This window comes from Lysinibacillus sp. RS10, from assembly GCF_041956855.1.
GTDB classification, from domain to species: Bacteria; Bacillota; Bacilli; order Bacillales_A; family Planococcaceae; genus Lysinibacillus; species Lysinibacillus xylanilyticus_A.
In genome coordinates this window covers 2,656,463-2,677,756 of sequence record NZ_CP167122.1, presented here as the reverse complement: position 1 = coordinate 2,677,756, position 21,294 = coordinate 2,656,463, and the positions used below count along the sequence as shown (strand labels likewise).

Genomic DNA, 21,294 nt, shown 5'->3' with positions numbered 1-21,294 from the left:
GTAATATATAAACTGTTTAATGTTGCTAAATCAATAAAGTTTGTGAAAGAATGTACTTAAACTCCCATGAAAGAACGTAATCATCTCTCATTTTCTGTGATATAGCGCTGGTTTTTGCGCTACATGGATGGCTAACGGGGGCTTTACTCGAAGATCATTGAGCTGCATAGAGAGTTCTTTTTTCTTATTCAATTAAAGGGGTGAGGCAAGTGAGTGATCGATTTGAACTAAGTTTTAAAAACAAGGAAGTTAGAATGTGGTTTGTTATTATGGTACCAATTTTCATAGCAGGAATATTAATTGCGAATTTCACTGAAATCCAAGACCTATACATTACAGGTTCGATTCCTTTAATTGCTTGGATAACATATTATATATGGCGGTATCTTTATAGAAGGAAACAGAAAAAGGAATCTTCTATTACTTAGTGGTTTTATTTCAAAAGAATTGGTTAATTATTTTTTCTAATTGAACTCCCATGAAAGAACGTAATCATCTTTCATTTTCTGTGGTGAAGTGCTGATTTTGCGCTTCATGGATGGCTAACGGGTGCATTCCTTGAAGATCATTGAGTGGAATAGGCAGCTCTTTTTTCTTATTGAACTAATGTCGCAGTTTAGTTGAATAAGCAATTATGAAAAGTAAGAAGTTGTGGTAGGGTTTATTAGGGGGAGGAATTATTAATGCAAAATGTTGTTCGTTTATTACAGAGGCTTTACTTGAAGAACATTGGGTTGCGTATTTTAGAACTAAAAGGTAAGAGATAATTACTTATTGTCACACCATTTATATAATATGCAATTATTGTGTAAGTCTGTTTGTATAACTAACAAGGGCTTTAGTTAAATAACGATCATCCACAATCGGGCGCAATTCTTGAAAAAGAATAGGCGCCAATTTTTCATTTAAGAGCCATTTAATTTAATAGGGAAAGAATATAGTATACCTGCAAAATAAACATATACATTTTTATTTCTTTTTTTCTAGGATATTTTTTAATGGCTTTTGAAGTACGTCCATAATGGCAGCGATGATAGCTGTTGCTAATATCCCAATTAGTCCAAGTGCTATTGGACCTGCTGGGTCATCACCCGTGAACATGGCATACACCCTTAAGTAAACTATTACTAATAAAATTAAGAAAATAATTGTAAAAGCGCATTTTTTTATAACCTTCAAGGATTTAAGGGATAACTCGGAAAAAGCGTTGTTACGATCGATATAACTCAATAGTTTATATGCTTGATACAAAGCTACAGAAAACGTAATGCATACTCCATACGCGCATATTAACAACGGATATATCGAGTAATCTCCTGGACGCACTATAGCATCTCTTCTGGCTGCTTCAGGCAACAAAAATATACACACGGCAAGTACCGCAATTCCAATAAGAAATGCAACAACCTTTAAGAAAAAAGTTGAACCTAGTTTACCATTCATTTAAAGCACCTCACTGATTTAATAATTATATAATTGTAATACAGTATTTATCGATTATCAATAAAGTTATTTTGTTTTTTATTATATTTTTATTGTTTTAAATGTTAGTTTGATTGTTATGTGGGAATCGTACTTGAATTATTGTAAATTTTATGATGAAGGAACCTAACAATCGTGCGCAATTCTGTAGCAAGAATTGTGCTTCTTCTATTTGAAAAGGTTAGATTGGAAATCGAAAAAGGTTTCTGATAAATAGAAGGAAAAATACACATGTATGGCTAGCAACACAAAGATAAATGTCTTATGAAATTAGCGAGGCAAAATGAAGCCGAAGAATGTTTTTTAGAAGCCTTGAAATTAAGAAAAACAAAAGAAGATTTCTCATTGATTGACTCAACTCAAAAAGCATTGAATCTGTTAAATGAATTGGAGTGGAAAGCCTCTAGTGAAAATCCTGATGGATAAGAATAAAAGAAGAGTATAGGTTTATTCAACAATCGTGCGCATTCGCGGAATAAGAATTGCTCCCTTTTTGCTTTTAAGGGCCATTTAATTAAAGAAGAATGGTATGATCAGCTCATATGTTAGTCGTAAATCGAAGGAGCGAAGTCTGTTTGGAACAAAATAAAAAATTTGAAAATACGATTGAAACTGAAGAAGAATTACGTTCAATTATTGGATTTCCTAGTGAATTAGTAATAAGAAAGGTGATTACAGATTTAGACCATCATTGTTATGATTTTATTTCTAAGTCACCTTTTTTAGTGATTTCAACTTCTGATAATTTAGGTTTCTGTGATGTTTCACCAAGAGGGGATATGCCTGGTTTTGTTCGTGTACTAGATAAAAAGCATTTAATTATTCCAGAAAGACCAGGAAACAAAAGAATAGATTCTATGCGTAATATTTTATTAAATCCGAAAGTGGGTCTTTTATTTTTTATTCCGGGATTAGGGGAAACACTCAGAGTTAACGGTAAGGCTTATTTGGTAAAAGATGATGAACTACTTGAAAAGATGGCTGTTAAAGGACAAAAACCTATTGTAGGTATTGGAGTGGAAGTAGAGGAATGTTTCATACATTGTGCAAAAGCTTTTAAGAGGTCAAAATTATGGGAACCGTCCTCTTGGGCTAATAAAGAAACATTACCATCTGCTGCTAAAATTTTATTTGAACACGCTAAGATTCCAAACTCTAGTGTTGATATAATTGCTGAAAGACTTCAGGAAAGTTATATAAAAAGACTTTATTGAAAAGTTGTTTTTCTTAATCAATGCTCAGCAATGATCTTCAACAAACGGGGATCTTTACTTGAAGATCATTGAGTTGCATGGGCAGCTCTTTTTTCTTATTGAACTAATGGTGCAGGTTAGTTTTATAAGGAACTAGTTAACAAAGCATAAGATTTGATATTTTGAGATAATTAAAAAGGTATCAAGGTATGGGATAAAACTAAATCTATTTAGATGATTAAAATGATGGAGGTGGAAAATGACAAGTATTACTGGATTCACTTGTAATTGCTGTGGGGAATATCATGAAGAACTTCCTACAAGTTATGGAAGCCCTGCACCAGTTTATTATGATGATGTTGCACCTGAAGAACGTAAGGATAGGTTTGAATTAGATGATGACTTATGCATTATGGACAATGAACATTTCTTTATTCGTGGATGTATTGAAATTCCTATTATCAGTACAGATGAACATTTAATTTGGGGTGTATGGGTATCGTTAAGTGAAGCTAATTTTAATAAAACAAATGCCCTCTGGGACAAACAAGAATTGTTGGAACCAATGTTAGGTTGGTTATCTACCGCTTTGCCTTGTTATCCTGATACTGTGAATTTAAAAGCAAGGGTTCATTATAGACCAAATGGAATTAGACCTTACATTGAACTCGAACCAACCGACCATCCATTAGCAGTGGAATATAGGAATGGAGTAACCATTGAAAGGGTACGAGAGATAGCTGGTGTACTATGTGTTAATAGCGATAATCGAGAAAAAGAGTGATCGTTTTTGAATCTATGCTTCTTAAACTCCCATGAAAATTAAATCTCTGGCTCTAAAAAAGTCCATGCTAAAACAAACGCGACCTTTATATTCAAAAAAATGGTAGCGCCTAAAATAGAGATCAGGTTTAGATTGTATTAGGAAGCACCTAGTTCAGTGATGGTCACATTGTAACCCAAACTTTCAAGTCTCCGAACAGAATATCGAATAATGGATTGTTCTTTTTGTTTATCAAAGTAGTCTTCGCCTAAGTCTATATACATTTCTTTCCGTGTTAAAAGGTAATAAGCAATGCGTAAGATGGCATGAGCAACGGATATGCCTGCTCGTTTTTTACCCTTTCGAGCTGCAGTCCGTCTATATAATGCACCTAGATAGGTTTTAGATCCTCTGACGGAATGAGCTGCTTCGATTAGAGCCGATTTCAAATATTTATTGCCTTTCTTCATAGCGGAGGATTTCCTTTTTCCTGCACTTTCGTTGTGTCCAGGTACTAGTCCCGCCCAAGAACAGAGATGTGCTGCACTTGGAAATTGCTTTTCTACATTAGTTCCGATTTCAGCTAGGATTTGTTCTGCCATTCGAGTGGCGATACCAGGAATAGAATCTAATCTTTCGATATCTTCTTGGTGTGTGGAAAGTCGGCAAGCAACTTCTTGATTTAACAATTCAATTTGTGCAGTCAGAAAATCAATATGAGTAAGAATGGTTTTAATCATTAGTCGTTGATGTGGTTGGATATAGCCACGAAGTGCGAGTTCAAGCTCTGCTTTTTTCTTTTTCATTGAACGTCTAGCGAAGCCAGCCAACTTTTCTGGATCATTTTCACCTTCGGCAATGGCACGAAGCATATCAAGAGAGGAAACACCCATCACATCTGACACAACAGAACCAAGTTTAATATTCGCACCTTCAAGTACCTTTTGAATGCGGTTATGTTGTCTCGCGCGTTCTTCAATCATACTCCGGCTATACCGAACTAATTCTCGCAATTCACGTTGTGTGCGATCTGGAATGAAGCTAGCTTTGAGCAATCCGTGACGAAGTAACTTGGCGATCCATTCCGCATCTTTAACATCAGTCTTACGACCAGGAACTGCTTTGATATGTTGGGCATTTACAACTAAAAATTCGATACTCTCAGCCTCGAGTATGTTTACAATAGGCTTCCAAAATACACCTGTACTTTCCATAGCTACGTGCGTACAGCCGTGTTCTTTAATCCAATCAATTAACTGCAATAGAAAAACCGTTTTAGTAGAAAAGGTTTGAATCACTTTGCCTTCGGGTGTCATAATACATGCGGTAATCGAATCCTTATGAATATCCATACCACATGCACGTTCAATGATGACTTCCATTAGAAACATCCTTTCTACGGCCAATCAAATTAGAGGCTGGTGCAGCAACCTGAGTAGGATGAATCTCCCATGAGTGCTTCCCGTGAGGGAGCGACAGTCAGTGATACACCGTGGTCGTTGGAGTCAGACTAACGGAAGGGCTCAAGGCACCATAGTTTATCGACCTTCCTCTCCCAGCCGTAGTATACTATACCCGTTCTGAGTACATTTTCATCTTCTGTGGTGTAGCGCTGGTTTTTGCGCTACATGGATGGCTAACGGGGCAGGTTAGCTAAGAAGTTTAGGCTGCCGTATTACAGCAATTAATCGAGTTTCAAAAAGATGCTACAAATAAGACCTATAAGAAAATCAAAAAGCTCTTTCAAAGTAAACTTGAGCAATGGATTTCGGGTCTTTCTAGTTATATCAAGACTTATTTGCCGATTTTACTGTGCGAAAGTTGAGTTATAAAAAAATTTTTCTATGTATAAAAACATGTATGTTAAATAAGTAAAGTGAATGGAATTCCAATATACCTATTTGAAAAACAGTTAAAAGTACTCTGTTTGAGTGATTTTCACTGTTTTTTGTTGTTATATAAAGATGAATGAAATGGAATAAATATAGAAATTTTTTTGAATTATATGAACGAAAAGTCCTAAAGTGTTTAGAATTTGTTAAGTGGTTTCGTTTATGATGAGTCTGAGTTCTTAAAGGCGGTGAGTTCTGTTATTAAATGCGTAACAAAAGTAGGGCTGATACACAGAAGTTTGTACACCGTCAATTCGTAAGTAATTACGATTACCTAATAAGTGAATTGAAAGAAAGAGGGACCAACCTATTTGTTTGTGACATACCTTTCCGACATTATGAAAGGATGCACGTCGTCAGCAAACACTAACAGGTATCTCTCTAGATCTAGAAAAGGAGAGAAACATGAAAAAATTAAACATAGCAGTATTATTATTGCTACTCGTATTCCAAACAGTACTATCACCAATTTCAGTGTTTGCGAGTGAAGTGGATCCTAGTAATGGACCACATGAAACGGAAGGAATAACTGAAACAAAAAGTGAAGAACCAGCAGTAGTAGAAGACGGAGCACATGCCAATCAAGCCGCAGATGTAAGTGATGAGACAGCAGGAGAAGAAAACAGCATTAATACATCTGAACAATCAGAAAAACCAAGTGCTCCTACAGAACCGAGTACTCCTGAAGACAAACCGAGTACTCCTGTAGACAAAACAAATGAGCCTTTAGACAAACCAAGTACTCCAGCAGAAGAATCTAAAACTGCCGGAGAAGATAATAACTCCGCAAAACCCGAACCAACTGAAGGAGATGCTTCACCAGAATCAATTCAAACAATTGCACCTCCACAAGAACTAAGCCATACAGGATTTCTTGATAGTGCGGAAATTATAAAAAAAGAGTTAACATACGGTGAACAAACAAAGATCCATGTAACTTTTAGTGAAAAGTCTAATATCAAATTAAAAACAGGCGATACACTTACAATGACGTTACCACCTGAATTAAAAGGTTTTAATAAGACTATTGATCTAGATGGTTACGGTTCATGTGATGTAACTAGCGGGCAAGTTGTATGTACATTCAATAGCATAGTAGATGAACGTGAAAATATTAAAGGTTTCTTTGAATTTACTATTCAAGCAACGAATGTAGAAGCTGGAAAAACAAAAGAAGTTAAGACAGACTTTGAAACAGATTTAAGTAAGCAAGCTGTAACAATTACTCATCCAAGTGGCGGTTCTTCGCCAGGAGTCTTCTTCTATAAAACAGGAGATATCCAGCCAGAAAAATCAGATGAAGTTCGTTGGTTCCTAAACTTCAACTTAAAGCAGGAAGAGCTTGCTAGTGATATCGATTTAAAAGACTCTTCACAAGGCGGTCAACAATTACAGAAAGATAGTTTCTATATCTACACAAGTGGCCCATTAGGTGATAATCAATATACACCTGAAGAGTTTAAAAACATAGGGTATGGATATGTGAATCTTAATGGTGATAATTCATTTGAGGTATTGATTAAACAAAGCTTTGCAAGTAAAACATCGATCACTGTAGGTTATAAAACGACTATTACAGCTGATGGTGTAAATCAAGAATATTTCGAGAATGAATATGATTTGAGTTACCAAGTTAAAGGTCAAGACCTAGTAGAAGAGAACAAAGTGGTTAAAGTAAAAAACATTTCATCCGATGGTGGGGCTGTGGGAGATTTGCCAGCCAAAGGTACATTAAGAATACTGAAACATATAGATGGTAATAAAGAGCAAGTCATTCAAGGTGTTCAATTTAAAGTTTTCTCAAAAGATGGTCAACTAATTGGCGAGAATTATACAACCAATGAAAAAGGAATTGTAGAAGTACCAAACTTAAAAGCTGGTGAGTACTATGTACAAGAAGTATCAGCTCCTGAATATGTAACATTTGACCCGGATAAGAAAATTCCATTTACAATAGTAGCTGGCGCTGAAAAAGGTATTGAATTACCAATTGCTAACAGTGTGGAAAAAACTTTGATTAAGGGAATGAAAACGTGGATCAACGATCGTGAACAAGATCGCCCTTCAGAAATCAAAGTAGATTTACTAAAAGATGATAAGGTCATTTTGACGGAAACAGTAACACAAAAAAATAATTGGGAATATCAATTCGATGATTTAGACAAGTACACAGTAGACGGTAAAGAAATCAAATATGCTGTGAAAGAGCAACCGGTAGTAGGGTATGAGTCTAAAGTTGATGGTTACAATATTACAAATACAAAAATTTCTAAAGAATCAGTTGTTTTAACGAAAATAGATGCCGATACTAAAAACATTTTAGCGGGCGTTGAATTTAAGTTAATGAACGATAAAGGCGAAGTAATTGCAGAAAAATTAGTAACTGACAAAGAAGGTCAAATTAAAGTAGATAACCTAGATCCGGGTAAATATGCGTTTGTGGAAACAAAAGCATTAAAAGGATATAAACTTTTAAATGAAAAAACGGAGTTTACAATTGAGAACGGTCAACAAGAAGCTGTTCAAATAACAGTAAAAAATTCCAAAGAAACAGAAAAACCGACAACACCAGAAAAACCGGTAGAACCAAGTGAAAAACCGACAACACCAGAAAAACCGGTAGAACCAAGTGAAAAACCGACAACACCAGAAAAACCGGTAGTACCGAGTGAAAAACCAACAACACCAGAAAAACCGATAGTACCGAGTGAAAAACCGACAACACCAGAAAAACCGATAGAACCGATTGAAAAAACATATGACCCAAAAGATGCGGGTAATGTAGAAGAGGAACAAAAAATTCCAGAGAAACCAGAACAACCAGTAGAACAGATTGAACAGATTGAACAGATTGAACAGATTGGAAAAACATATGATCCAAAAGATGCTGGTAATGTAGCAGAAATGCCATCAGTAGAAAAGAATAAACAAACTTCAAATAAAGCTGAACGCTTACCTCAAACAGGAGAAAGTGACACAACTTTATATCAAGTACTTGGTTTAATCTTAGTAGCTTTAGCAGGCTGCTTGTTATTACGACGTAACAGAAAAGAAATTTAAAATATAAACCCCCTGTTCAACATGAACAGGGGGTTTATTATGTCGAAAATGTTCTTTAGTAATACGTTCGTTTGGAATAAAGTTTAAATTTTAGCTACGTTTATAATTTCAATAAGAAATAAAATGAAAACTTAATGTTATAAACTCAACTTTCGCAGAGTGAAACCGGCAAATAAGCCTTGATATAGCTGGGAAGAGCGGAGATCCACTGCTCAAGTTGACTTTGAATTAAATTTTTGATTCTCTTATTTGTCTGTTTCAAGGCATCCTGAAGAGAAGAAACTCAATTAACTGCTGCAAAACAACAGCCCAATCAAGTTCATTGACTTCATCACATAATTCATAAAATAGTCCACCTAGCGTGCGTTGATCGGAGTGACAACGATTCTTCCAAGCGAGTATGATAAATGTAGCTTTGAAATAAAGTTGCGATGTTTATAAAAAAGATACGATGTTTAAAATAATGTCGCGACGATTGTAAAAAAATTGCGATGAAATAAACCTGGGTATTGGCTCAATGGGCCACTGGAAAAATACGTTACTGAGCCACCAAAAAACTTCAAAGCCAAGAGCAAGACAGATATTTATGTTCCGATTGAGTAAAAATACAATATTTAGGTAGCCTTTAATGTTAGTTGATACAATGTGAATAATACACATAAACTAATAGGTGCTTTATTTGAAGAAGGCTCATTGAAATGATCAAACTTTTTTATAAAAATCAACTGTAGGAGGAATGTCCATGTATTTTGTCAGTCAGCCTAAATCATTTCAACATGACTTTCTTGTGGAGATTGAGGCAATATTTTTTCCGCCAGGCTATCTAACATTTCTGCAACAGTTTGGAGCAGGAACTTATAGAGGATGGATATATGTTCACTTACCCGATAGTGAGGTACTAAAGCCTTTTGTTGAATACGATTTATGGGAGCATAACGAAGGGAGTCCGATTACTCAGCAACAAATCGGTGAGTGCATAGTTATTGGCACAACAATTGATGGTGATTTTCTAGCTGTACATCCTGAGGTCAATCAGCTGCTCTGGTTGCCTCGCCATGCTGATCACGTACTAACTGTGCAAAAGAGCGGGGTTGAAGATGATGAAATATTTACGGTAGTGCTAGATAATCTATATTATCAAGTTTACGGCGAAGCTCAAGAAGGCCCCATGTATTACGAGCCTTGTTCTGACTCACAAAATTATCTTTTTTTACGTTTACCACCAAAAGAGGAGGGGCCTACACTACAAGAGCTAGCTAAAATGTTTAAAGCTGCTTTTCTTCCAGATTTGATAATGGAGAACTCGTATATTTGTAAATTTTTCTATCAGATGTTAGGTGGCTATGTAACATTTAATTATGCCTACGGGCAAGAGATCGCCATTATATATGAGCAAGATAAACAACAGTTATACAACGATATAGAGGAATGGCTCGTAACAAAAGGATCTGAACGTATATAACTTACATAAAGATCCCAGGAATTGAAGCCGCCGGAATGATCCAATTTCTAAATAGAATGCGTTCACCGCTTTGATATGTTGGGCATTTACAACTAAAAATTCGATACTCTCAGCCTCGAGTATGTTTACAATAGGCTTCCAAAATACACCTGTACTTTCCATAGCTACGTGCGTACAACCGTGTTCTTTAATCCAATCAATTAATTTCAATAGAAAAACCGTTTTAGTAGAAAAGGTTTGAATCACTTTACCTTCTGGTGTCATAATACATGCGGTAATCGAATCATTATGAATATCCATGCCACATGCACGTTCAATGATGACTTCCATTAGAAACATCCTTTCTACGGCCAATCAAATTAGAGGCTGGTGCAGCAACCTGAGTAGGATGAATCTCCCATGAATGCTTCCCGTGAGGGAGCGACAGTCAGTGATACACCGTGGTCGTTGGAGTCAAACTAACGGAAGGGCTCAAGGCACCATAGTTTATCGACCTTCCTCTCCCAGCCGTAGTATTCAATACCCGTTCTGAATACATTTTCATCTTCTGTGGTGTAGCGCTGGTTTTTGTGCTACATGGATGGCTAACGGGGTGCATTACTTGAAGATCATTGAGTTGCTGTAGCTTTAAAATAAAGCTTGATCAAAAATATCACGAAAACCCAGATTTTACGAAAAATAAAAAGAATCCATTTTGAAAAAAGATTGATCAAAATGGATTCTTACCCAGCAGATTTAAGTTTAGTTTTTATAATAAAGTTTAATCATTTTCGAGGTGCCTATAGTTTATTTTCGACTTGGCTTATAAATGATATAGTGACTCCTATTACGTAGCGTGAAGGTCAAGCATTTATCTTTTTTTAAATGGTGCAACTTTTTAAAGAATCGCGACATTATTCAATACATCGCATCTTTTTTATAAAGTAACGGTATGCTTATTAAGAGCATAACAATCCCTAGTGCTAAAAAATATAGTGGCATCGCAAGGACTGTTCCGTTATGGAAAACGCTCATACCATAGATTGTAGCGCTGACGAGTAGATAATAACCTAAACTAAATATCGCACCCGCAGAACCAATGACATCTTGAAAGTCAATCAGCGCTAAGCTTAAACAGTTTGGTAAAGCGGTACCTGTCCCAAATAAAATAATAAATACACTAACAATCATGGTTGGCATTTGTAATGAAACCTGTAAAAAATGTACCGATGTAGCGAGCAATGTACCGATGAGCATAATGGCTAATCCGCGTACGATAATCATCTCCGGTTTTGTGTGGTTAACGAGTCGTTTAGATAGCATCGCACCTGCGATAGAAGCGAGCGCAACGATAATGCCTAAAAAACCATACATCGCACTTGATAGTGTAAAGTATTGCGTAAAAATAAATGGCGCTTCGGTATAATAGCTAAATAATACACCGTTAATACCGCCAATTAATACGCCGTAGCGCCAGAGACGCGTATTTGTAATCATGCGCATCACTATTGGTAGTATAGGTTTCATTTCGATTGTAGTAAGCGCTGTTTCAGGTAAGCGTAAAAACGCATAGCAAAATACAATAACGCTCATAGCAACTAACACCAAAAATACGACTTTAAAGCCAAAATAATAATCGGTAAAGCCACCGATTAACGGGCCAATGGCAGGTGTGAAGGCAAGGGCAGCTGAGATTTGAGCAAACAATTTATGACGCTCAACACCAGAAAAACTTTCGCGTAAAATCGTTTGTGTTACGACAGAGCCAACACTTGCACCAAACGCTTGAATAAAGCGTGCGACTAATAAAACCGCCATTTCATTTGCTACTAAACAAAGTATGTTACCAACAAAATATAAAAACAGCCCATAAAGCATTGCCTTGCGACGACCGATTTTATCGGATAAACGACCAAAGAAAAACACTCCGAAGGCAAAAGCGATAAAGTACACACTCATCGTAAGCTGTGCATCACTCATAGAAGTTTCAAATGCATCTGCGATAGAAGGTAATGATGGGCTAAAAATAGTTTCACTAATTTGTGGGAAGCCTACTAATACAATCAGTAATAATAAGCTAGGTGTTTTGTTTCCGATGTTTTTCTTCAAAATAATCCTCTCCTAGATAATTATAGGTTTGAAAGAAAAACATCGTAGCTTGGGAAATGGTGGCTTCACGAGTTTAATTTTTTCCAAATCACTCATGAATTCACTTCCTTCTAATTAAAATACGTAAAAAATTATACCATCCAAAGGGATAAAATGGTCCAACTTTTTTATTAAAGGTTAATCTTTTTTACAAACGATCGAACTTTATTTCAAACCAACAGTTGCATAGGCAGCTCTTTTTTCTTTATTAAACTCTCATGATAGAACGTAATTATCTTTCATTCTAAGTGGGATAGCGCTGGTTTTTGCGCTACATGACTGGCTAACGGAGTTTAGTTGAAAAGTGGTATTAACAAAAAACAAAGAAATATAGTTTTTTTCCATTATTAGTATAATCATTTTTCTCGCAACCACGATGAAGTATAATTAATTATGGGGAAAATTCAAATCTCGTTTTAAAAAAACACACGACGGAGGATGGAATGAATAGAAATAATTTTTTAGAGATGATAGAACAGTCAAATATTGCTAATCATAAAGAGTATTTATCTCAAGTGTTAAGGCCAGCAATTGATATACTTAAGAATAAAGATGCCGAACCACGATTAGGCTGTAGTCGTTTTGGAGGAGCACCTGATTTACCAGTTGGTAGCGAATGGCCAACGTATGAGAAGAAGCCGTATCGTTTCCTTGGCCAGATCAATTTCTCAGAAATCGCTTCACCTGAAAGAGGTCTGCCATCGAAAGGGCTCCTAAGTCTCTTTGTAGCAGATGATAATGATGATGATGATGATGATGATTATCTAGAGGTGTTTGAGGACGGATATATTCATGGTATCTATATTCCTGAAACGACGAATCTAGAGACGATAATGCCTCCCCATTCAGATATTGGCAAGACTACAGTGATTGAGTTTTTCCCGACTATTGATATTCCTTATGACGAATACCAGTTAAAGGACTGGCCTTTCGATGAAGTTCAGAGCGACATATACACAGAAATCCGGGATTCTCTACATAAAAGTTCGGACTATCTTCTTGGCTATCCTTCTCATTATTCACTAGCGTATGATCCAACGCCTGAAGCAGAATGGATCTCACTGTTAACGGTTGATTCGGATGATAGTCTTGAGTGGTGTTGGCATGACGGCGATAAATTAATGATATTTATTGAAACAGAACGACTGAAAAATTTGGACTTTAGTAGATTAAGGTCTGATGCAGGTTAAAGAGCAATATATAGTGTAAAAGATGAATCGTTACGCTAAACTAAATGAGCGTAAATACCATGTTACAAATGAAGGTTAAATCAATATTTATCAGTGAGAACTCTTTTGATAAACGAGGTCTGACCCGGCGTTTTGTTCAGAAAAAGGATAAATTTAGAAGAGAACCACTATATGTTTTTCTAATATTTGTGGTTATTTATTTTTATTTTTTGAGGGTTATTCTTTTTTCTTATTCAACTAACGAAGCAGGTTAGTCCAATAAGGAAATCTATTTTTATAACGAAATTTAATATTAGTTTCGGTGAACCGTACCATAAGTGAGGTTTTTCAGTATTTAAAATTGTCTTTTATAAAATTTATCTATTAAGGATTTAATGTCGTTTGCTTTTAATATATTCTGTTTTTACAGTAAAATCTGAGCAAGTCAGTTAATAATTAAGGTTAAGGAGGGGGTTTTACATGCATTCGATCGAGCAAATAGGTAAGTATTTTTGGTATATCACACCAGTCTCGGAGACCGACCGTCCAATACTTGGGATGGTTGTTGGTAGGGATAAGACATTAATGATTGATGCAGGTAACTCGGAAAAACATGCCAAGTATTTTCTAGATGAACTATTAAAAAGAAACGTTTCAAATCCAGATATGGTTGTCCTTACACATTGGCACTGGGATCATATTTTTGGTCTCTCTACTCTAACAAATGCATTATCAATTTCCTCAATAGAAACAAAAACGGAAATAGAAAAGTTAAAGCATCTGTCGTGGTCGAATGAGGCATTGGATTCTCGAGTTAAAGAAGGAACGGAGATTGAATTTTGTGCAAATGCAATAAAAAAAGAATTCCCTAGTCAAAGGAATATCACGATTGTATTACCAGATTTAATCTTTGAAAAACAACTGGAAGTAGATCTTGGGGAGGTGACTTGTGTCATACAACATGTGGGAGGAAGTCATGCTTCAGATTCTGTAGTTGTGTACATCAAAGAAGAAAAGATTCTATTTTTAGGAGATTGTATTTATTGTGATATTTTTTCCGAAAAGAGGAATTACAAAGTAAACGAAACTCTTCAACTTTTAGATAAACTAGAAACATTTGATGCAGAAACATATATTCTCTCTCATTGGAAACCGATTTCAAAAGAGGAATTTAATCAGGAAATTACAATGCTTAGAACCATTGCAACATATACAGATATTTTTAAAGGTGAAAAACAAAAAATAATAGAAAATTATAAGAAATACGTAAAAAGGAAACCGACTGATGACGAATTGGTAGTAATAGATGAATTTGCTAATGGTTATTAAAGTAATGTATTTTTGTGTAATTACCAATGCATATTGTAACAGCACCATTCCATTAGTCTAGTAATCATACATGGTATATGTCATAGGCAAACTACGGTTGATAGCTGAAATAAGTGTCGGTTTTATAGAGGGCATTTGTATGCAATGGAAGAACGCTTACTACGTCAATAGGTTTCATAATTGCCGTGCTTTCAATAGCCCTCATTAAAACATCTATTGTAACAATTTATATTCCAATATTTACCTTAGCACTACCATTCACTTTATATTATTTTATTCAAGATAAATTTACGAGTGTATATTCAATTACAGTTAGCACTTTAACAGCTATATTATTTGGTGTATTAATGTACATAGTTCCTTTTCATATAATGTGGTATCTCGTTGTTGGGTTAACGATTATTTTGGTTATCACACAATTTTCACGTAAATATCGCTTTATTTAGACACTAAACTTCTTCTTAGACCTGAATTTGATTAATGAAAACGATGGTACGGGGGCAAGAGTTTAAGATCATGCTACTGAAGTCAAAGGCAACTTTGCATATAACGGGGAAGGATAGTTGAAAAAGTTAGCGAACTTATCAAATTGGGTAGTTAACTAATTCGACCAAAAAGGATAAAAAAATGGAAAAAATAGATGAAATTATTGAGTTAATCACTAATAAAGGTTTTGTAAAAAATGATCATCTAGAATTGCAGAGGTTAAAAAGTGGTACAACTGATGGTATTTTATATACTATCCTGTTGAAAAATAGGCCAACCTATGTGGTAAAGATAGACCATCCTAAGGTAATAACAGCCACTGAGGAATTCCTACTTGCATATAAAAATGTGAAATTGTTGCCTGATGTTCTTTACACGGATAATAAAAAAGAATTTATTATTTACTCTTATATACCTGGAGAAACTCACTATAATCGGGGATCGAAATTAGAATGGATGAAAATTTTAACTAAAAGATTATTTAATAATTATGAAAAGGTAGACAAAGACATTCCTTGGGGAAGAATAAACGGGATTCATAGAAACTCCTGGTCAGACTTTAAAAAAGTAGTTTTGAGTTTGCCAAAATGAACATAGGTAAGCTCTTACCGAGCGAGGACCATAAAAGAGTAGAGTTGTTGGTAAATATATTAAAAACTTATCACGATCAAGAGGAGAAGTACTATCTTCACGGAGATACAGGTGTTCATAATTTTGTATACGCTTGTAATCAGTTAAAAGGAGTTATTGACCCATCACCATTAATCGGTCCCAAAGTTTACGATTTTACCTATGCTTTTTGTTCTTCACCAGATAGTCTAGATGTAAATACACTTTTTTCATCGTTTTCTTTGTGGAACGGGAATGCATCCTTTACTAAGGAAAGACTTTTGAATGAAGTTGTTTTTCAATTATATACACGTATTGGAGTGTGTATTGAAGTTCATCCGCATGACCTAAATGGTTATATGGAGGCTTGGAAGAAATGGAGGAAGTATCTTCCCTTTAACTAATAGTTACTTTGGTGGAGTAAGAAGAATCAAAATAATCAATTTTTTATAAAAAAAATAAAGGAAAGCCAACGTTTTGATCAAAACTTTATTCAAAATGTTGGCTTTTTAAATACAGTGAAATCAAGAGTTTAGAATGATTTTCAATAAACTCAACTATCACAAAAACCTTTTCGCAAAGAGGCTTACCTATCTTTAACTAATTTTAGTTCCATTTGGCACATGTTGTTCAGGCGTTAGTAGAATTACATCACCATCTACGGGCACTCCACCAATAACTAAAACTTCAGATTTAAAGCCTGCCACTCGACGAGGAGGGAAATTAACAATAGCTACTACTTGCTTGCCTATAATGCCTTCTGGCGTATAGCGTTTGGTAATTTGAGCAGAGGATTGTTTAATTCCAATATCTTCACCAAAGTCAATTTTCATTTTAATAGCAGGAATTCTTGCTTTCTGAAGTTCTTCAGCTTGGGTAACTGTCCCAATTCTAATATCAAGATTAACAAAGTCTTCTATAGTTGCCATAAAGTATCCCCCTTTAGTGAATGTAATTTTGTATAATGACCCAATTCAAAAAATGAAAGTATTTGCGTTTATTAAATGAAATTCAGGAGATATGTACCTCTTAAAAGTGACGGAATTTACCATTATTATAAAAAATAACTATACTCCTTTTTAATAATATAACATTTGGAATTGGCATCTGCAGGTTTTTTGATACCTGAGAAAAATACATCATTACATTCATTTTGGATTGTAATTGGTTTTATATACAGTTAATAATACAAAAATACAAGCATTTTTTTAGTTTAAACCTCAAATAATAATGATTAGAAATAATTATTTGCAGGAGGTGAAAACTTGAGGAAGTATTATCTGTTGATCGCACTTTGCATTCTTGGGATCTTTGTATTTTTTGTAAGTGAAAAATCTTTTGCCGACAAAGGAAGAAAATATTACGAAGAAGCAGGACAAATTTTGTGGGATATCAATACGGATGAAAAAGTTATTGCCTTAACTTTTGATGATGGTCCTCATAAAAAGTATACCCCTGAAATTTTAGATATATTATCCAAATATAATGCAAAGGCAACTTTTTTTATTGTGGGTGAAAATGCAGAAAAAAATCCTGAGCTTGCTTTACGTGTACACGAAGAAGGACACGAACTAGCTATTCACACATATACACATCCTTTAAGAACGAACGTTTCCAAACTAATGAAAGAAATAAAACAATCACATGCAACGATTTTTGGAATTACTGGATATTCGCCTGTTTTATTTAGACCAGTAGAAGGTCAGTATACGGATGCCATGATTGATGCAATTATCCAAGAAGGATATAAAGTTGTCATGTGGTCATGGCATTTAGATACATTCGATTGGAAAAATCCTGGAGAAAAGAGGATTGTTAACACTGTTTTAAAAGGTGCTAAGCCCGGAAGTGTAGTGTTATTTCATGACGGTGGAGGGAATCGTGCGCAAACCGTGAGAGCATTGAAAAAAATCTTACCAGAACTTGAAGAGCAAGGATATAAATTTGTAACGATTTCTGAGCTGCTGGAAATCCAAAAATTCAGTAATAAAGAAGGAAAATAACTATTGATTAGAAAGCGTAAATAGGGCAGGGCTTGGTTTCTACTGAAAACTAAGCCTTGCTTTATGAAGTTGGTTGAAATTATTATATAATTAAGAAAAGTTTGGCATTTACAAAAAATCAATAAAATGGAAGGAGCATAAAATGAAACAAATTATTGCATTAGGGGGAGGGGGCTTTTCTATGGAGCCTCACAATCCATTATTAGATACATATATTTTACAGCAATCTAACAAAGCTAATCCTAAAATTTGCTTTGTTCCGACTGCAAGCGGGGACTCGGAAAATTATATTTCGAGATTTTATTCTTTTTTTGACTCACATCAATGTATTCCGTCCCACTTATCACTTTTTTCTCCACCTACTCAAGATTTGGAAAGTTTTATTTTGGACAAGGATATAATTTATGTTGGCGGAGGAAATACTAAAAACCTTTTAGCTTTATGGAAAGAATGGTCGTTAGATCGCATTTTTAAGACAGCTTGGCATGAAGGAATCCTTTTGACAGGCATTAGCGCGGGCTCAATTTGTTGGTTTGAAGAAGGAATAACAGATTCATATGGTGGTGGAAATTTACAGCCGATAAACTGTTTAGGGTTTCTTCCAGGAAGTAATTGCCCTCATTACGATGGTGAAATCAATCGAAAACCAGCTTATCAAGATTTGGTCCAAGCAAAAAAGCTCTCATCTGGTCTTGCCGTTGATGATGGAGTAGCTGTTCATTTTATCAATCAAGAAATCCATAAAATTGTTAGTTCAAAGCCTAACGGGAAAGCATATAGGGTCTCTTTTGATGAGGAGATGAATGAGCAAGAATTATTTGTAGAGTATTTAGGACGTATGAAAAAACTATAACTTTAAGGGGGCACTACCTATTTGAATAGGCTTATTTACATTTTGAAGAAAACAACATCATTAATTATGAATCACTAGCGTCGCATTAAAATAATTCAACGTATTTTAAAAAACTGAATTTTCCGCAATATTATCCGTGCATAAAAAAAGCCTTTATAATGGTTGGGTGGTAGTAAACCATCCAAATCCAAAATAAAGGACATAAGCATGGATAAGTTTACACGAAAAACTTCATTTGAACAATGGTTTTCACCTATTTCTTCTACACAAATGGAGAAATTAGTTGAAATTCATCAATTAAATTACTATACAAAGAAGCTTCACATCGCTTCATTCTTGAAATTATTACTGTTTGCGCAACTGAATGAAACCGAAAGTCTACGTGCCATTAGTGACACGCTGTTATCAGACGACTTACAAAAAGCAACGTATTTAGAGTCCATCAGCTTTTCGCAGTTAGGTCGGCGATTAAACCAAGTGCCAACTGAGTTTTTCCAACAAATTTTTCTAGACTTAGTCGGGCAAATTCATGAGAAAACGCATTTTGAGCAGCGCCGAAAAACCACAACACCACTAAAAATCATTGATTCTAGTACATTGCCATTGAACTTAAACAACCATAGATGGGCTGAATTCCGTAAAACAAAATCAGGTGTGAAGTTACATTTGCGCCTTGTTTACCTAGAAAAAGGTTGTTCGTACCCTGATAAAGCGGTGCTAACGAATGCGAAAGAACATGATCGTGGTCAGCTTGAAATTCTCGTTGATGACAAGGAGTGCATGTACGTGTTTGACCGAGGCTACTTAGATTATGAGCGCTTTGACCGCATGACAGATGACGGACTTTTCTTTGTCTCACGCTTGCGAAAAAACGCCGTAACACGTGTGATTGAATCATTTAAAGTACCTGAACAGTCATCGGTGTTATCGGATGAAATGATTCTGATTGGCAACACGCAAAATCGTGCTGAAAATGTATTTCGCCGTATCGAAGTACTAGATCCAAACGGTAAAGAGCTACATCTGATTACGAATCGTTTTGATTTAAGCGCAGATGAAGTCGCTAAACTGTATAAGTCACGCTGGGCAATCGAACTGTTTTTCAAGTGGATGAAACAGCATCTGAACATTAAAAAGTTCTACGGGCAAAGCGAGCAAGCTGTGCATAATCAGGTGTACATTGCGATGATCGTTTACTGCTTAAACGTGCTAGCACAGCTTTACACAAACAGTTCACTGACGTACTTACAAATTAGTAGGTACTTAAAAGCAACACTATGGAAGCCCGCACGTATTTGGCTTCGGGAAATCGAAGGAACTACGGTACCATAAGGATTTAGAACTGTCAGTTGCCCCAGTCAAAGGTTATAGTAAAAAAATGGATGTTTACTATCTCTATTTAAGTATCTTTCATTTTCTTTAAAAACGGAAGAAACAGAAAACAGAAAATTCAATTAAAATTCATGCGACATTAGTGATTATGAATAAATATAAAATTCTATATAACCCCTATCTTTACTAATGTTAGATTCATCACCGAAAGTCAGTATGATATTTGTAAAAACGTATACCATGTATTTTAGTTGATTGGAGTGGAGACTGGGTGACTCCTTGGGGATCAGCGATAGAGGAACGAAGGCTAAAACCATCACGTCCTGTGATAACGCCTTCGTGACCAACATCCTGTCGCTGACGCTACGTTTGCACTACGCTTTCGCACAGAAAACATTTGTTGCCCCGAGACCCTGCAGCGAAGCGGCGCATCGGACGCCCCCAGGAAGCTCTGCTCTGCGCGAAAGCGAAGCGTCAGCGGCAAATGTTTTATCTGTGCGAAAGCGAAGCGTCAGCAACAAATGTTTTATCTATGCGAAAGCGAAGCGTCAGCAACAAATGTTTTATCTGTGCGAAAGCGAAGCGTCAGCAACAAATGTTTTATCTGCGCGAAAGCGAAGCGTCAGCGGCAAAGCGCCCAGTCGGAACGGAAATCAACCACACGTTATAGTGACGAGCCTAATGTTGCAAAGATAGGGGTTACGTGTTTTCATTCTAAATTTTAAAGTTAAGAAATAATTCGTCCTTTACCGAAAGGAATACATAATGGTGTGCCAAAAATAGGATCAGCCGTCATTTTACAATCTAGATCAAAGACATGCTTTACTAATGTAGTGGTCATGATTTCTTCAGGTCTTCCTTCTTCAAAGACGCCGCGATCTCGAACGGTAATAATATGATCAGCATAACGACAGGCCAAGTTTATATCGTGTAGCACCATAATAATTGTCCGGTTTTGCTGTTGATTTAATTCAAATAGTAAATCTAGAACCTCAATTTGATGAGTTAGATCTAAGTAGGTAGTAGGTTCATCTAATAAAATAATATCTGTATCCTGGGCAAGGGTCATGGCGATCCAGGCACGTTGACGTTGACCACCTGAAAGCTCGTCGACCGGTTTATCTCGTAAATGATCAACGCCGGTTGCCTTTAAGGCGTTTAACACGACTTCTTCATCTTTCTCTGTCCACTGTTTGCGCCAGCTTTGATGAGGGTAACGACCTTGTTTAACAAGTTGTAAAACGGTTAATCCTTCTGGTGCTACTGGTGATTGCGGAAGAATAGAAAGTTTTTTTGCTACTTGTTTAGTGGATAATTTAAAAATATCTTGGCCATCTAATAATACAGAGCCATTTTTAGGCTTTAATAATCGAGCAATTGAGCGTAAAAGTGTAGATTTTCCACAACCGTTGGCGCCAATGAGCACCGTAATTTCATTCATCGGAATAGATAAATTCAGATTTTCAATGATATTGGAATCACCATAGTTTAGTGTAAGTGATTTAGTTTCTAACGTAATAGTCATGACATTTGA

At 35.7% G+C, this 21,294-nt stretch carries 20 protein-coding genes and 1 pseudogene; 14 read left to right on the top strand and 7 right to left on the bottom strand.

Annotation, left to right across the window (positions count from 1 at the left end):
* Positions 1-209: 209 nt before the first annotated feature.
* A complete protein-coding gene (locus ACB089_RS13720; protein ID WP_374966905.1) occupies positions 210-428 on the top strand; it encodes a hypothetical protein in 219 nt (72 codons plus the stop codon).
* Positions 429-969: 541 nt separating this feature from the next.
* On the opposite strand, the gene ACB089_RS13715 is transcribed toward ACB089_RS13720, so the two are convergent.
* The gene (locus tag ACB089_RS13715; RefSeq protein ID WP_374966904.1) at positions 970-1,443 is read right to left on the bottom strand and encodes a DUF2975 domain-containing protein; all 474 of its coding nucleotides are present in this window, start codon (positions 1,441-1,443) and stop codon (positions 970-972) included.
* 303 nt (positions 1,444-1,746) lie between these two features.
* Between ACB089_RS13715 and ACB089_RS13710 the strand changes: the two genes are divergently transcribed.
* The 3 genes from ACB089_RS13710 (at position 1,747) to ACB089_RS13700 (ending at position 3,459) form a co-directional block, all read left to right on the top strand.
* Complete coding sequence (locus ACB089_RS13710; protein WP_374966903.1) at positions 1,747-1,908, top strand: hypothetical protein; 162 nt, start codon at positions 1,747-1,749, stop codon at positions 1,906-1,908.
* A 149-nt stretch (positions 1,909-2,057) separates the two neighbouring features.
* Positions 2,058-2,696 carry a pyridoxamine 5'-phosphate oxidase family protein gene (locus ACB089_RS13705; protein WP_374966902.1) on the top strand — a complete coding sequence of 213 codons (639 nt, stop codon included), beginning with the start codon at positions 2,058-2,060 and terminating at the stop codon, positions 2,694-2,696.
* Between the two features lie 238 nt (positions 2,697-2,934).
* Entirely contained in the window at positions 2,935-3,459 is a 525-nt protein-coding gene (locus ACB089_RS13700; protein WP_374966901.1) for a DUF2199 domain-containing protein, read from the top strand.
* A 137-nt stretch (positions 3,460-3,596) separates the two neighbouring features.
* Here ACB089_RS13700 and ACB089_RS13695 read toward each other — a convergent pair whose 3' ends face one another.
* Positions 3,597-4,820, bottom strand: a complete 1,224-nt coding sequence (locus tag ACB089_RS13695; RefSeq protein ID WP_374966900.1) for an IS110 family transposase — start codon at positions 4,818-4,820, stop codon at positions 3,597-3,599.
* A 915-nt stretch (positions 4,821-5,735) separates the two neighbouring features.
* On the opposite strand from ACB089_RS13695, the gene ACB089_RS13690 reads away from it, so the two are divergent.
* Positions 5,736-8,390, top strand: coding sequence for a SpaA isopeptide-forming pilin-related protein (locus tag ACB089_RS13690; protein ID WP_374966899.1), 2,655 nt, complete (start codon positions 5,736-5,738; stop codon positions 8,388-8,390).
* 145 nt (positions 8,391-8,535) lie between these two features.
* Here ACB089_RS13690 and ACB089_RS13685 read toward each other — a convergent pair.
* Positions 8,536-8,798: pseudogene (locus tag ACB089_RS13685) on the bottom strand (IS4 family transposase); the annotation flags it as partial.
* 334 nt (positions 8,799-9,132) lie between these two features.
* Between ACB089_RS13685 and ACB089_RS13680 the strand changes: the two are divergent.
* The gene (locus ACB089_RS13680) at positions 9,133-9,852 is read left to right on the top strand and encodes a hypothetical protein (RefSeq protein ID WP_374966898.1); all 720 of its coding nucleotides are present in this window, start codon (positions 9,133-9,135) and stop codon (positions 9,850-9,852) included.
* Here ACB089_RS13680 and ACB089_RS13675 read toward each other — a convergent pair.
* Both ACB089_RS13675 and ACB089_RS13670 read right to left on the bottom strand, forming a co-directional pair.
* Complete coding sequence (locus tag ACB089_RS13675) at positions 9,799-10,182, bottom strand: transposase (RefSeq protein WP_374966897.1); 384 nt, start codon at positions 10,180-10,182, stop codon at positions 9,799-9,801. The two genes, ACB089_RS13680 and ACB089_RS13675, sit on opposite strands and share 54 nt — an antisense overlap.
* A gap of 567 nt (positions 10,183-10,749) precedes the next feature.
* On the bottom strand, positions 10,750-11,940 hold the full coding sequence (locus ACB089_RS13670) for a multidrug effflux MFS transporter (RefSeq protein ID WP_374966896.1): 1,191 nt from the start codon (positions 11,938-11,940) through the stop codon (positions 10,750-10,752).
* Positions 11,941-12,422: 482 nt separating this feature from the next.
* Between ACB089_RS13670 and ACB089_RS13665 the strand changes: the two genes are divergently transcribed.
* The 4 genes from ACB089_RS13665 to ACB089_RS13650 all read left to right on the top strand — a co-directional run bounded on the left by ACB089_RS13665 (position 12,423) and on the right by ACB089_RS13650 (position 15,976).
* Entirely contained in the window at positions 12,423-13,169 is a 747-nt protein-coding gene (locus ACB089_RS13665) for a YwqG family protein (RefSeq protein ID WP_374966895.1), read from the top strand.
* 459 nt (positions 13,170-13,628) lie between these two features.
* Positions 13,629-14,477, top strand: a complete 849-nt coding sequence (locus ACB089_RS13660; protein WP_374966894.1) for an MBL fold metallo-hydrolase — start codon at positions 13,629-13,631, stop codon at positions 14,475-14,477.
* Positions 14,478-15,104: 627 nt separating this feature from the next.
* Positions 15,105-15,554: a hypothetical protein gene (locus ACB089_RS13655; protein ID WP_374966893.1), complete on the top strand. Its 450-nt coding sequence runs from the start codon at positions 15,105-15,107 to the stop codon at positions 15,552-15,554.
* Between the two features lie 47 nt (positions 15,555-15,601).
* Positions 15,602-15,976: a hypothetical protein gene (locus tag ACB089_RS13650; RefSeq protein WP_374966892.1), complete on the top strand. Its 375-nt coding sequence runs from the start codon at positions 15,602-15,604 to the stop codon at positions 15,974-15,976.
* 192 nt (positions 15,977-16,168) lie between these two features.
* Here ACB089_RS13650 and csaA read toward each other — a convergent pair whose 3' ends face one another.
* A complete protein-coding gene (csaA, locus tag ACB089_RS13645; RefSeq protein ID WP_374966891.1) occupies positions 16,169-16,501 on the bottom strand; it encodes a chaperone CsaA in 333 nt (110 codons plus the stop codon).
* A gap of 336 nt (positions 16,502-16,837) precedes the next feature.
* Between csaA and ACB089_RS13640 the strand changes: the two genes are divergently transcribed.
* From ACB089_RS13640 to ACB089_RS13625, 4 genes are all read left to right on the top strand, one after another.
* The gene (locus ACB089_RS13640) at positions 16,838-17,575 is read left to right on the top strand and encodes a polysaccharide deacetylase family protein (protein ID WP_374966890.1); all 738 of its coding nucleotides are present in this window, start codon (positions 16,838-16,840) and stop codon (positions 17,573-17,575) included.
* A gap of 142 nt (positions 17,576-17,717) precedes the next feature.
* Positions 17,718-18,428, top strand: a complete 711-nt coding sequence (locus ACB089_RS13635) for a Type 1 glutamine amidotransferase-like domain-containing protein (protein ID WP_374966889.1) — start codon at positions 17,718-17,720, stop codon at positions 18,426-18,428.
* Between the two features lie 207 nt (positions 18,429-18,635).
* Positions 18,636-19,760, top strand: coding sequence for an IS4 family transposase (locus tag ACB089_RS13630; protein ID WP_374964443.1), 1,125 nt, complete (start codon positions 18,636-18,638; stop codon positions 19,758-19,760).
* Between the two features lie 400 nt (positions 19,761-20,160).
* Positions 20,161-20,430, top strand: coding sequence for a hypothetical protein (locus tag ACB089_RS13625; protein ID WP_374966888.1), 270 nt, complete (start codon positions 20,161-20,163; stop codon positions 20,428-20,430).
* A 57-nt stretch (positions 20,431-20,487) separates the two neighbouring features.
* Here the strand turns inward: ACB089_RS13625 and ACB089_RS13620 are convergent, their stop codons facing one another.
* Complete coding sequence (locus ACB089_RS13620) at positions 20,488-21,285, bottom strand: ABC transporter ATP-binding protein (protein WP_374966887.1); 798 nt, start codon at positions 21,283-21,285, stop codon at positions 20,488-20,490.
* Between the last annotated feature and the right edge of the window lie 9 nt (positions 21,286-21,294).

Excerpts from the sequence above, each read along its gene's own strand:
- ACB089_RS13655 (WP_374966893.1), top strand. The coding sequence starts at position 15,105 with ATGGAAAAAATAGATGAAATTATTGAGTTAATCACTAATAAAGGTTTT.
- ACB089_RS13665 (WP_374966895.1), top strand. The coding sequence starts at position 12,423 with ATGAATAGAAATAATTTTTTAGAGATGATAGAACAGTCAAATATTGCT.
- ACB089_RS13660 (WP_374966894.1), top strand. The coding sequence starts at position 13,629 with ATGCATTCGATCGAGCAAATAGGTAAGTATTTTTGGTATATCACACCA.
- ACB089_RS13700 (WP_374966901.1), top strand. The coding sequence starts at position 2,935 with ATGACAAGTATTACTGGATTCACTTGTAATTGCTGTGGGGAATATCAT.
- ACB089_RS13715 (WP_374966904.1), bottom strand. The coding sequence starts at position 1,443 with ATGAATGGTAAACTAGGTTCAACTTTTTTCTTAAAGGTTGTTGCATTT.
- ACB089_RS13690 (WP_374966899.1), top strand. The coding sequence starts at position 5,736 with ATGAAAAAATTAAACATAGCAGTATTATTATTGCTACTCGTATTCCAA.
- ACB089_RS13675 (WP_374966897.1), bottom strand. The coding sequence starts at position 10,182 with ATGGAAGTCATCATTGAACGTGCATGTGGCATGGATATTCATAATGAT.
- ACB089_RS13630 (WP_374964443.1), top strand. The coding sequence starts at position 18,636 with ATGGATAAGTTTACACGAAAAACTTCATTTGAACAATGGTTTTCACCT.
- ACB089_RS13680 (WP_374966898.1), top strand. The coding sequence starts at position 9,133 with ATGTATTTTGTCAGTCAGCCTAAATCATTTCAACATGACTTTCTTGTG.
- ACB089_RS13620 (WP_374966887.1), bottom strand. The coding sequence starts at position 21,285 with ATGACTATTACGTTAGAAACTAAATCACTTACACTAAACTATGGTGAT.
- csaA (WP_374966891.1), bottom strand. The coding sequence starts at position 16,501 with ATGGCAACTATAGAAGACTTTGTTAATCTTGATATTAGAATTGGGACA.
- ACB089_RS13695 (WP_374966900.1), bottom strand. The coding sequence starts at position 4,820 with ATGGAAGTCATCATTGAACGTGCATGTGGTATGGATATTCATAAGGAT.
- ACB089_RS13710 (WP_374966903.1), top strand. The coding sequence starts at position 1,747 with ATGAAATTAGCGAGGCAAAATGAAGCCGAAGAATGTTTTTTAGAAGCC.
- ACB089_RS13635 (WP_374966889.1), top strand. The coding sequence starts at position 17,718 with ATGAAACAAATTATTGCATTAGGGGGAGGGGGCTTTTCTATGGAGCCT.